11 protein-coding genes are annotated in these 11,690 nt (G+C 47.9%); 1 reads left to right on the forward strand and 10 read right to left on the reverse strand.

Annotated elements, in window-relative coordinates:
• Positions 1-95: 95 nt before the first annotated feature.
• The 6 genes from ACXAGL_RS01300 to ACXAGL_RS01325 form a co-directional block, all read right to left on the reverse strand.
• Positions 96-320 (reverse strand): helix-turn-helix domain-containing protein, encoded by a 225-nt coding sequence (locus ACXAGL_RS01300; RefSeq protein ID WP_008635211.1) that lies wholly within the window; start codon positions 318-320, stop codon positions 96-98.
• A 95-nt stretch (positions 321-415) separates the two neighbouring features.
• On the reverse strand, positions 416-1,066 hold the full coding sequence (locus ACXAGL_RS01305) for a response regulator transcription factor (RefSeq protein WP_027955211.1): 651 nt from the start codon (positions 1,064-1,066) through the stop codon (positions 416-418).
• On the reverse strand, positions 1,063-3,387 hold the full coding sequence (locus tag ACXAGL_RS01310; RefSeq protein WP_474989513.1) for an ATP-binding protein: 2,325 nt from the start codon (positions 3,385-3,387) through the stop codon (positions 1,063-1,065). Before ACXAGL_RS01310 ends, ACXAGL_RS01305 begins: the two co-directional genes overlap by 4 nt.
• 170 nt (positions 3,388-3,557) lie before the next feature.
• On the reverse strand, positions 3,558-4,322 hold the full coding sequence (gene sdhB, locus ACXAGL_RS01315; RefSeq protein WP_027955209.1) for a succinate dehydrogenase iron-sulfur subunit: 765 nt from the start codon (positions 4,320-4,322) through the stop codon (positions 3,558-3,560).
• A gap of 14 nt (positions 4,323-4,336) precedes the next feature.
• On the reverse strand, positions 4,337-6,088 hold the full coding sequence (gene sdhA / locus ACXAGL_RS01320) for a succinate dehydrogenase flavoprotein subunit (protein ID WP_474989515.1): 1,752 nt from the start codon (positions 6,086-6,088) through the stop codon (positions 4,337-4,339).
• 62 nt (positions 6,089-6,150) lie between these two features.
• Complete coding sequence (locus ACXAGL_RS01325) at positions 6,151-6,771, reverse strand: succinate dehydrogenase cytochrome b558 subunit (RefSeq protein ID WP_474969145.1); 621 nt, start codon at positions 6,769-6,771, stop codon at positions 6,151-6,153.
• Positions 6,772-7,051: 280 nt separating this feature from the next.
• On the opposite strand from ACXAGL_RS01325, the gene ACXAGL_RS01330 reads away from it, so the two are divergent.
• Positions 7,052-7,495: a YslB family protein gene (locus ACXAGL_RS01330; RefSeq protein ID WP_474969146.1), complete on the forward strand. Its 444-nt coding sequence runs from the start codon at positions 7,052-7,054 to the stop codon at positions 7,493-7,495.
• A 14-nt stretch (positions 7,496-7,509) separates the two neighbouring features.
• Here the strand turns inward: ACXAGL_RS01330 and uvrC are convergent, their stop codons facing one another.
• The 4 genes from uvrC to ACXAGL_RS01350 form a co-directional block, all read right to left on the reverse strand.
• Complete coding sequence (gene uvrC, locus ACXAGL_RS01335) at positions 7,510-9,324, reverse strand: excinuclease ABC subunit UvrC (protein ID WP_474989517.1); 1,815 nt, start codon at positions 9,322-9,324, stop codon at positions 7,510-7,512.
• 117 nt (positions 9,325-9,441) lie between these two features.
• The gene (gene trxA / locus ACXAGL_RS01340; RefSeq protein WP_280513303.1) at positions 9,442-9,798 is read right to left on the reverse strand and encodes a thioredoxin; all 357 of its coding nucleotides are present in this window, start codon (positions 9,796-9,798) and stop codon (positions 9,442-9,444) included.
• A 90-nt stretch (positions 9,799-9,888) separates the two neighbouring features.
• Entirely contained in the window at positions 9,889-10,869 is a 981-nt protein-coding gene (locus ACXAGL_RS01345; RefSeq protein WP_474969148.1) for an electron transfer flavoprotein subunit alpha/FixB family protein, read from the reverse strand.
• A gap of 27 nt (positions 10,870-10,896) precedes the next feature.
• Positions 10,897-11,670: an electron transfer flavoprotein subunit beta/FixA family protein gene (locus tag ACXAGL_RS01350; RefSeq protein WP_474971163.1), complete on the reverse strand. Its 774-nt coding sequence runs from the start codon at positions 11,668-11,670 to the stop codon at positions 10,897-10,899.
• Between the last annotated feature and the right edge of the window lie 20 nt (positions 11,671-11,690).

Here is an 11,690-nt window from a genome sequence, read left to right on the forward strand (position 1 = left end):
AAAACCCTTTCAGGTATGATCATCACCGCGTGACAGACCCTACCTGAAAGGACTCCCTCCAATCCACAGACCAAAGCCTCTGCTGCATCATGGAATTAAAGTTCCAGTTCACCCATACGCAGCAGTTCAACCACTGCCTGGGAACGGCCTTTCACTCCTAGCTTCTGCATGGCATTTGAAATGTGGTTCCGCACAGTTTTCTCCGAAATGAAGAGCTCTTTTGCGATCTCCCTTGTCGTCTTATCCTGTACTAGAAGCTCGAAGACTTCTCGCTCCCGCTTGGTAAGAATTTGTGTTGGCCGATAGCCGTCCTCCTTCACAAGCGTACCCCTCCTTGTTGTTCCTGAGCTTTTCTTGAGGGGAATTATTTAGTCTTTGTATCGTATGAGGGGATTAGCCCCCGTGTGCTACGCATTCATGATTTAGACACAAGCCCGAGTTCCTGGGCTTTGAAAAGGGCTTCGGTCCTGGATCGGACGTTCAGCTTGTTGAAAATTCCGGTGAGCGTGTACTCCACGCTCCGCTGGGACATATGGAGCGTCTGGGCGATTTCCCTGTTGGTGAAACCCGATGCCACTTCCTTCAAAATCGACTGTTCCTTCTCATTCAGGGAAATGCCTTTATTCTCAGCTGATTCGATCGTTTCGGCCGTGCAGGCCTCGGTGCGGCGCAGCTGTTTGAAAAGGTGGAGTGGAATGATCACTTCATCTCTTAGAGCCGCCTTGATCGCTGTAACAAGCTGTTCACTGGCAGCAGTTTTGCTGACAAAGCCGTTGATGTCCGCTTCCACAATCATATTGAAGTGCGTGCTCAAATCAAACCCGGTATAGATCAGCATTTTAATATCCGGGAACGTTTTTCTTAGCCGTTTGGCCAGTTCAATGCCGTTCAGGCCGGGCATATATAAATCCAAAAGCAGCACATCGTAGGCTTTCTTTTCGAGGCAGCTTTCCAGATGATCGGTTTCGTGGATGACATCCACCTGCATATCCCCCTCCTGCTCGAGCATCGCTTTGGTGCCTGCTCCAACAGCGGGGTGGTCGTCGACTATTAATACGTGAATCATACGTGCTGGACCTCCTTGTGTGACGGATAGGGGAAAGTGATGGTCGTCCTGAATCCTTCCCCTGGTGCTGTGGTGATTTCCAGACTTCCATTTAAACCGTTGACCCTCTGCTCAATTCCCGAAAGCCCGATATGGGAAAACAGGTCCCGCTTCATGGAATAATCCATTCCTTTTCCATTATCTGAATAATAGAGAACCACCTGGTCCTTCTTATTGAAAAGAGAGAGTTTGACGATTTTTGCTTCGGAATGCTTCATGGCATTCGTCAACAGTTCCTGGACAATCCGGAAAATTCCGAGAATCCTTTCTTGATCCAGCTCTGATTCAAACCGTTCATGAGAAAAGTAAACGGTGAAATTGGAACGAAGCTGATACTGATGGATCAAATTCTTCAATGACTGCACGAGTCCAAGTTCTTCGATGAAGGCCGGCCGCAGCTCGTTACACGTTTCCCTCGTGAGGTGGATACTGTCCAGAAGAGATTCCTTATACATCTTCAACTCAGCATGAAGACTCGTGGATAAATCGGTCCGGTTGCGGATCAGGTCGTCCATTTTACGGTACAGATACAGCTGCTCCTGGAGCACCGTATCGTGGATATCGATCGACAGCTGCTTCCGCTGGTTCTCCGCAATCGTAAATAAGAGCCGGGACAGCCATGCCGGATACTTCTGCGTCTGATCGTTTCTTAACGTGCGTAGCTCCTTGACCAGATCCTCAATCAAATTCATATTCTCTATCGCAATGTTGGCATGATGGGAGATGGTTTGTAAATACGTTTTTTCATCCCGGTTTAAAGTGGTAAAGTCCTTTTTCCCTCTGCACCAGAGCATCGTCATCTTCTCAAGTGACAGCCCGACGACGACACCAAATCCTTTATCCGTTTCAATGATGGAGCCGATGTCATAAGGGTGATGGAACAGGTGGTCGTCAAAATGGTCGACAATCCCCTCGGGAATTTCATTGTAGACACAGTACATCTTCCGCTTATTATGTTTGGAGAAAATGTAGATGTCGCGTACACTCATCACGTTTTTAATTTCATCCCTCACGACCTTCATCAAATCAACCGCATTGGACTGATCCTTCATGTCGCTGGCCAGCCGGTGCATACTTTCCTGGTAGCTGTACCGTGCTGAAAAGAGAAACCGCTGCATACGGACGTCAAGCCCTTCCTTTAAGGATAAGAAGGCAATCAACGCTGTGTGCATCAATAAATACAGCTGGATATAGGACACCATCGACAAGCCGGATACAATCCACCCGATAACAGCTGTCAGTACGAAAGACGGGAGGACAGAAAGGATAAAGTAATAGCGCAGGCGGTTCATGATGAAATTGATATCAATCAGCTGTTCCCGTGTAATCAAATACATGAATGTGGCTGGAATAGCAATCAGAAACATGGCACCGAACTCCAGCGACACAATGGTCACGCCGGAAACGAGAACAGGGATCAAGTAAAGAAGAATATAAGGGAAAAACGCAACGGTCATTCCGATCGCCATATACTTAAAGACCGGTCCGACAGCGGCATGCCGGTAAATATATACACCCTTGTAGACGATCACAAAGGTAATGATATACAACCCAAGCAGACACGTGAGCGGCACCAGTTGAAAGTAGGACGGGTTTTGAAGAGTTACTAAATAATACGTATCCAGCAGGGAAACACCTGCCATGGCAGCGTATAAGAAATAGAGAATGTTCTTAGAGAACCAGACGACCTTCAATTCCTGAAAGTAATTGTGCAGGAAATGGAGAAGGATAACAGGAGCAATCAGGAATAAACTGGTATTCAAAACAAGACTATACAAGTCATCCCTCACGGCTCCACTGTTACTCAAATAAGCCGTAGCAATTGCCAGGAAATACAAAATTAGCTGTTCGGCCGAATACCGTTTAGGCACCCGTTTATGAACCAGATAAGAGATTCCTAGAATCGCCACAAAAAACAGCGCAGGAAGCAGAATATAAAACACCCAGTGGACCCGGCTGAACTGGTCGATGTCCCTGTACATCCGTACTTGTCCGGAAGATTCCACCGTGAAGGACTGGGCATTTTCCAGTTCATTGAACATCGAAAGAGAATGGTGAAGCCCCGGGTTCCCCCCATCCACAGAGAGAATAACAGATCCCGGCGGGACGTCCTGCCTGTCCGCCCACCCCCCACTCTCTATGTCGGTTATGACCCAGCCGCTTTCCTGCTGTTCAGCATCAATCCCAAGATAAGGCTGGGTTACGGATAAGATTATTAAATAGCACGCTGATACAATAAAAAAGGTCAAAACAATCCATTGAGACCATTTGAAGTTTTTCATACTACGGCTCACCTTCTTACTTGAGCGAATTTCAGTCACATCTATTATACTATCCTTCTCAAGTCCTACAACCCCCTTATAGTCAGAAGAACTTGTAAGTTTTCTGTCCACCTCCTGACAATGACAGTAAAAAAAGGACCCCGGTCGGCTCCGGGGTCCTTCGCAGGGATTTATACCTGTTTATCACTGCCAAAGAAGCTCTTGAAAGATTCAACGGCGGTATCACGGTTCAGTGCCGCGATGGATGTTGTCAAAGGAATGCCTTTCGGACAGGACTGTACGCAGTTTTGTGCGTTCCCGCAGCCCATCAGACCTTCGCCATCCATAATCGTCTGCAGACGCTCGCTCTTGTTCATTTCTCCTGTCGGATGGGAGTTGAACAGGCGCACCTGGGACAATGGTGCAGGTCCGATAAAGTCGGACTTGCTGTTTACGTTTGGGCAGGCTTCCAGGCAGACACCGCATGTCATACATTTGGAAAGCTCATAGGCCCACTGACGCTTGCTTTCGGCCATACGTGGTCCAGGACCAAGATCGTATGTTCCATCGATCGGGATCCAGGCTTTGACCTTCTTCAAGGAATCAAACATCCGGCTCCGGTCAACCGCAAGGTCACGGTTGATCGGGAACGTGGACATCGGCTCCAGGCGGATCGGCTGTTCCAGCTGATCCACGAGCGCTGTACAGGATTGTCGTGGTGTTCCGTTGATCACCATAGAACAGGCCCCGCATACTTCTTCCAGGCAGCCCATGTCCCAATAGACAGGTGTCGTCGCCTGGCCATCTGCATTGACAGGGTTACGGCGGATTTCCATAAGCGCAGAGATGACATTCATATTTTCACGATACGGAATCTCAAACTTCTCTTCATACGGAGACTGATCAGGATCGTCCTGTCGTTTGATGATCATCGTAATCATTTTATTTTCGCTCATGATCGTTACCTCCTTTATTTACTCTTCGAGTAGTCACGTTTACGAGGCTCGATTAAGGATGTATCGACATCGTCATAACGGAAAACCGGCTTGTTATTTTCTTTGTCGTAGCTTGCTACCGTTGTCTTCAGCCATTCTTCATCGTTACGATCCGGGAATTCAGGCTTATAATGGGCACCGCGGCTTTCATTACGGTTATAGGCCCCCTGTGTGATGACACGGGCCAGCTGCAGCATATTCCAAAGCTGGCGGGTAAACATCGCTCCCTGGTTGCTCCAGCGGGATGTATCGTTGATGTTGATGCGTTCATATCGTTCCATCAGCTCAACAATCTTCTTATCCGTCTCCAGCAGCTTGTCATTATCACGGACAACAGTCACGTTATCCGTCATCCATTCCCCAAGCTCTTTATGAATCTGGTAGGCGTTTTCGTCGCCGTCCATACTCATAATGTTCTCGAATTTGTCCTGCTCTTCTTTGACGGCTTTGTCAAACAGCGCTGAACTCATATCGTCTGCAAGGGTTTCAAGACCATCCAGATATTTCACAGCATTCGGACCTGCTTCCATACCGCCGTAAATGGAGGAAAGAAGCGAGTTGGCTCCGAGACGGTTGCCTCCGTGCTGTGTGTAATCACATTCACCAGCGGCAAAAATACCAGGAATGTTGGTCATCTGATCATAGTCGACCCACATGCCGCCCATCGAATAGTGTACGGCTGGGAAAATTTTCATCGGAACCTTCTTCGGATCTTCACCGACGAACTTCTCATAAATCTCTATGATGCCGCCAAGCTTAACATCCAGTTCCTTAGGATCTTTATGGGAGAGGTCAAGGTATACCATGTTTTCTCCGTTGATTCCCAGTTTCTGGTTAACACAAACGTCGAAAATTTCCCTCGTTGCGATATCACGCGGCACAAGGTTTCCGTATGCCGGATATTTTTCCTCAAGGAAATACCAAGGCTCCCCGTCTTTGTATGTCCAGACACGTCCACCTTCTCCACGTGCCGACTCACTCATCAGGCGCAGTTTATCATCGCCGGGAATAGCAGTCGGATGGATCTGGATGAACTCCCCGTTGGCGTAGTTCACACCCTGCTGATACAAGGCTCCGGCAGCAGAGCCCGTGTTGATGACCGAGTTGGTGGACTTGCCAAAGATAATCCCGGGACCTCCGGTTGCCATAATGACGGCATCGGAAGGGAACGCTTTAATTTCATGGGTGCTCAAATTCTGTCCGATCACTCCACGGCCGACACCATCGTCGCCGATAATCGCGGAAAGGAACTCCCAGTTTTCGTATTTCGTTACAAGACCGTTCACCTCGTGGCGGCGGACCTGTTCATCAAGGGCGTACAGCAGCTGCTGCCCTGTCGTAGCTCCCGCATAGGCTGTCCGGTGGTGCTGCGTTCCACCGAAACGTCGGAAATCGAGAAGCCCTTCCGGCGTACGGTTGAACATGACTCCCATACGGTCCAGAAGGTGAATGATGCCGGGCGCTGCATCACACATCGCTTTGACCGGTGGCTGGTTGGCGAGGAAGTCGCCGCCGTAGACCGTATCATCAAAGTGCTCCCACGGGGAATCCCCTTCCCCTTTTGTATTGACGGCCCCGTTAATTCCGCCCTGGGCACATACAGAGTGAGAACGTTTAACGGGCACAATAGATAGAAGATCTACGTGAACCCCTTGTTCTGCTGCTTTAATTGTTGCCATCAAGCCGGCCAGGCCGCCGCCGACAACAACAATATTTTTATTTGTCATGATTGAAGCTCACTCCCTTAAGTACTGAAAATCTATAAAACTGCCATTGTTATGTTCATAGTTTAAATTCCGTAGGCAAACTGAATCAACGTGCGCACTCCCACATAGGAAATGGCAACGAAAACGATGATGCTTACGTAGGTCATGATCTTCTGAGAGCGTGGTGACACGGTGATGCCCCAGCTGACAAAGAAGGACCACAGTCCATTGGAAAAGTGGAAGGTTGTGGAAATTACACCAATTACATAGAACCAGAAGAAGAACGGCTCCGTTAAAATCCCTTCCATCAACTGATAGTTAAGATCCGCCCATCCAAAACCGATGGCGATCCGTGTCTCCCAGACGTGCCACGCAATAAAGATCAGCGTAACAATCCCTGTGATTCTTTGGAAAATGAACATCCAGTTACGGAAATAACTGAAATTAGACAAGTTGCTTTTGGCTGTAAAGGCAATATACACACCGTAAATTGCGTGAAACAACAGTGGTAGGAAAATGATAAAGGTTTCCAGCACATACCGGTAAGGCAGACTCTCCATGAAGTGTGCCGCATCATTGAATGCCTGTGGACCACGTGTTGCAAAATAGTTTACAGTCAAGTGCTGAATCAAAAAGATCCCGATTGGAATAACTCCCAGTAATGAATGTAGTCTTCGATTGACGTATCCGCGCGTTCCCGCCATATTTACCCCCCTCAAGATAGTAACAGATTGAATATGGACATTTTTCAGACAGTTAAGCGCTTTAATTCCGCTTAAAAAAATTATAGGAAAAGCCCCATTCCCTAAACTTGTCTGACGAATGTACAATTTGTGACATGTTTATTGTACTTCTATCCCGAATAAGCGTCAAGAAAGCGGGATTATAAAATGTTCAAAAATACACATTTATTTCCTTTTGATAAAATGAAAGAAATCATATTGCACCACTGAAGATTTCGAGTGATAATAAAGAGAGAAAGGAATGAGCGTTTTGAAAGAATCTACGAAACTAACAACAAGCAACATTTCATCGCTTGTGGGCACCGGAGCAGGGTTCGATTTAATGCGCTACTTCACCCTCCCTGACTTTCTCGGAAAAGATGCCCCTTATCTCCTTTATTACATGGGGAAAAACATGGCCCGTCAGACCAGTCTTGAAACTTTCGATGAGCTCTTTGAATTCTTCCAGTACATGGGCTGGGGAGAGCTCGTTAAAATAAAAGAAAAGAAGACCGAATACACCTTTCACCTGAAAGGGCACATGATCGAAAAACGCCTCCACCAAAAACTGCTGGACGTGGATTTTCGTTTGGAATGCGGATTTCTTTCCGAATCCATTACACAAATGACCGATGATACATATGAGTGCTTTGAAGAAGTAAACAAAAAAGACAATGTCGTGGAAATCAAAGCGATGAAAGCATAAGAAAGAACCAGCTGTTATTCCTCAGCTGGTTCTTCTTGTTCATCAGGATTGTCCTGGTTGTCATTCAAATGAATGAGGATCGTGTTGGCTACAGGTTCCGGGATTCCGAGCTTCGTAATTGAGTGAATATCTGCTTCCTTGATTTCTGTCACGGATTTAAAATGACGAAGCAGGAGGCGTCTCCGCTTCTGACCGACACCAGGAATTTCATCCAGCTCGGACTGGATGGCTCCTTTTCCGCGCAGCTGCCTGTGGAAGGAGATGGCGAATCGGTGAACTTCGTCCTGAATCCGCTGGACGAGGTAAAATTCCTGCGATTTTCTATCCAGATCCACCGGCGAAGGAGGATCTCCATACAGGAGTTCGCTCGTCTTGTGCTTATCGTCCTTGGCAAGGCCGCAGAGCGGAACATCTACCCCAAGCTCGTTCTCCAACACATCAAGGGCGGCGGACATCTGCCCTTTCCCTCCATCTACCACAATCAGATCCGGCAGCGGGAGGTCTTCTTTTAAGACACGCTGGTACCGCCTGCGAATCACTTCACGCATCGTTTCATAGTCATCCGGGCCTTTAACATCCCGGACTTTGTATTTTCTGTACTCTTTTTTATCGGCACGGCCGTCCGTAAAGACGACCATCGCTGAAACCGGATCCGCTCCCTGGATATTGGAGTTATCAAACGCCTCAATCCGGTGCGGGGTTTCGATATGAAGTTTTTCTCCCAGCGATTCCACGGCTTTGATCGTCCGCTCTTCATCACGCTCAATCAAGGCGAACTTCTCTTCAAGGGAAATCTTGGCGTTTTTCATGGCCAGTTCCACCAGTTCCTTCTTGCGCCCGCGCATCGGAATCATCACCTTCGTATCAATGGCGCCTTCCAGAACATCAACGTTCGTCGCCACAGGCACGAGCACCTGCTTTGGATACGGGTGGTTTTGATGCAGGTAAAACCTGGCGATGTAGCTGAGGAAGGTCTCTTCCGGATCATCAAAGAACGGGAACAGCGAGACGTCTCGTTCGATCAGCTTGCCCTGGCGGATGAAAAAGACCTGCACGCACATCCACCCTTTATCATAGCTGTATCCAAAAATATCCCGGTCCACTTGATCGTTCATGGTCATCTTCTGCTGCTCCATGACCGATTCAATGTGTTCAATCTGGTCTCTGAGCTCCTTGGCCCGCTCGAAATCCAGCTCCTCTGAGGCATCGAGCATCTTCTGCTTCAAGTCTTTTTTGATTTCCTTATGACCACCGTTCAGGAAGGATGTAATCTGCTGGACGATTTCATCATTTGTCTGTTTTGTAACCTTGAACTCACAGGGGCCGAGGCACTGGTGCATATGATAGTACAGGCACACACGGTCCGGCATCGTGTTGCACTTTCTCAGAGGGTACAGCCGGTCGAGCAGCTTCTTCGTCTCCCTTGCCGCAATGACGTTCGGATAGGGACCGAAGTATTTCCCCTTATCTTTCTTCACATTCCTCGTTACGATCAGCCGGGGATGACGTTCACCGGTCACTTTCAAATAAGGATAAGTCTTATCATCTTTCAATAGAACATTGTATTTCGGATCATACTTTTTGATCAGGTTCATCTCAAGAATCAGCGCCTCTATTTCAGAGGTGGTGACAATGTATTCAAAATCGACGATCTCCCGCACAAGACGCTGGGTCTTTCCGTCATGGGCTCCGGTAAAGTAGGAGCGCACGCGGTTCTTCAATACTTTGGATTTCCCCACATAAATAATTGTCCCGTGCTTATCTTTCATTAAATAACAGCCGGGCTGGTCTGGTAAAACGGCCAGTTTCTCCTTAATCGTTGAATTCATTGTTTTCACTCCATACTGTCAGAAGGATATATAATGAAAATACCACACGACCGGTACATTTATGCATGATAAAAGCCGCGCTGCATACAGCGCGGCTTTCTACGATCACCTTTTTACTCAGGCATGTTTCGTAATGATTTCAGTTAGCGCTTCTTTAGGCTGGAAGCCGATAACCTGGTCAACAACCTGGCCGTCTTTGAAAAGAAGCAGTGTCGGGATACTCATAACGCCGAATTTACCAGCTGTTTCCTGGTTTTCATCAACATCGAGTTTCACGATTTTTACTTGGTCGCTCATTTCCGCATCGATTTCTTCCAATACAGGAGCGATCATTTTACAAGGTCCGCACCAAGGTGCCCAGAAATCTGCAAGGACAAGTCCCTGGCCTGTTTCTTCTGTAAATGTTTGATCAGTCGCTTTTACAATTGCCATACTATAATTCCTCCTCGACCTTTTAGTCTGTAAAGAGTATATCACTATCTATTGTTAGTGACTAATATTTTGTTTATACCCTATTTAAACATGGAATAAAGCCGAAGCCAAATGATCGGCTCCGGCTTTTTCCTATGCGTTTACTTTCATCTGCTTGATTTCTTCGGTCAGTTTCGGGATGACATCGAACAAGTCACCGACGATGCCGTAATCAGCTACATTGAAAATATTCGCTTCCGGATCTTTATTGACGGCTACAATGACTTTGGAATTGGACATTCCCGCTAAGTGCTGAATCGCACCGGAAATCCCGCAGGCAATGTAGAGGTCCGGTGTAACGACCTTCCCTGTCTGACCGATCTGCAGGGAGTAGTCGCAGTAACCGGCATCACACGCACCACGGGAGGCCCCTACGGTTCCGCCGAGCGCTTCGGCCAGCTGTTCAAGCGGCTCGAATCCTTCTGCACTTTTCACCCCGCGTCCTCCGGCTACAATGACTTTGGCTTCGGATAAATCCACGCCATCGGAGGATTTTTTCAGGACCTCTTTGATGATTGTGCGGATGTTGGAGATTTGGACCTCTTTCTCTGATACCGCACCGGTCAAGGAATCATCACGATTCAGGGACGGGATGTTATTTGGACGAATGGTAGCAAAAATCAGTCCGTCTGTAATCTTTTTCTTTTCAAAAGCTTTACCAGAATAAATGGGACGGGTGAAGACGATATCTCCGCCTTCGACTACAACTTCCGTTGCATCTGAAATCAGCCCGGACTCCAGCCTGCTGGCAAGCTTCGGCGTCAAGTCCTTCCCGATGGCGGTATGCCCCATGATGATCCCTTCCGGAGACTCATCGTCAATCACCTGATGGACTGCCTGGGCATATCCATCGGATGTATACGTTTTCAATTCCGGGTTTGAAACAGTGATGACACGTGCGGCGCCGTAATACACCATTTCCTGTGCCATTTCCTTCAAATCCCCGTCTCCGCAGAGGACACCGACCACTTCGCCGCCATCACTGACGAGATTCGCTGCAGCAATTGCTTCAAAAGTGACGTTACGGAGAGATCCCTCTCTCGCTTCTCCAATGACCAATACTTTTTTGCTCATAACCCATTCTCCTTTCCCTTTGTCTATTTACAGGACTTTCGCTTCAGTTTTTAGTAAGGAAACCAGTTCTTTCACCTGATCGTCGACTTCCCCTTCAAGAACCTTGCCGGCTTCTTTCGCAGGTGGAAGGAAAATCTCCATGGTGGTTGTTTTCGCTTCTACATCATCTTCCTCTAAGTCCAGATCATCTATCTCCAGCTCTTCCAGCGGCTTTTTCTTCGCTTTCATGATTCCAGGAAGAGATGGATAGCGCGGCTCGTTCAACCCTTGCTGGCACGTAACGATCAAGGGCAGGGAAGTTTCCACCTTCTCTACATCCCCTTCCACGTCCCGCTCGATATTCACGGTGCTGCCATCGACTTCGATCTTCGTAATCGTCGTCACACAGGCCATATCCAGCCGTTCTGCCAGGCGTGGGCCGACCTGACCGCTGGCCTCGTCAATCGCGACATTACCAGCTAATATGATGTCGGCTTCCTTATCCTCGAAAAAGGCTTCCAAAATCTTGACGGTTGTAAACTGGTCACCTTCTTCAAGGTCATCCTCTGTATTAACCAAGACGGCTTTGTCCGCCCCCATCGCCAGGGCTGTACGAAGCTGTTTCTCAGCGTCCTCTTCGCCGATCGTTACGACCGTAACCTCACCGCCGTGGGCGTCACGGAGATTGATCGCTTCCTCCACGGCATATTCATCATAAGGGTTGATAATGTATTCAGCTCCGTCATCAGCAATCGCTCCACCATTGACCGCGATCTTTTCCTCTGTATCAAACGTTCTTTTAAGCAGTACATAAATGTTCATTGTCTATGACCTCCTAAAGC

It is taken from the genome of Halobacillus sp. ABA4_118 (assembly GCF_056160205.1).

Excerpts from the sequence above, each read along its gene's own strand:
- sdhA (WP_474989515.1), bottom strand. The coding sequence starts at position 6,088 with ATGACAAATAAAAATATTGTTGTTGTCGGCGGCGGCCTGGCCGGCTTG.
- ACXAGL_RS01310 (WP_474989513.1), bottom strand. The coding sequence starts at position 3,387 with ATGAAAAACTTCAAATGGTCTCAATGGATTGTTTTGACCTTTTTTATT.
- ACXAGL_RS01350 (WP_474971163.1), bottom strand. The coding sequence starts at position 11,670 with ATGAACATTTATGTACTGCTTAAAAGAACGTTTGATACAGAGGAAAAG.
- sdhB (WP_027955209.1), bottom strand. The coding sequence starts at position 4,322 with ATGAGCGAAAATAAAATGATTACGATGATCATCAAACGACAGGACGAT.
- ACXAGL_RS01325 (WP_474969145.1), bottom strand. The coding sequence starts at position 6,771 with ATGGCGGGAACGCGCGGATACGTCAATCGAAGACTACATTCATTACTG.
- ACXAGL_RS01330 (WP_474969146.1), top strand. The coding sequence starts at position 7,052 with ATGAGCGTTTTGAAAGAATCTACGAAACTAACAACAAGCAACATTTCA.
- uvrC (WP_474989517.1), bottom strand. The coding sequence starts at position 9,324 with ATGAATTCAACGATTAAGGAGAAACTGGCCGTTTTACCAGACCAGCCC.
- ACXAGL_RS01305 (WP_027955211.1), bottom strand. The coding sequence starts at position 1,066 with ATGATTCACGTATTAATAGTCGACGACCACCCCGCTGTTGGAGCAGGC.
- ACXAGL_RS01345 (WP_474969148.1), bottom strand. The coding sequence starts at position 10,869 with ATGAGCAAAAAAGTATTGGTCATTGGAGAAGCGAGAGAGGGATCTCTC.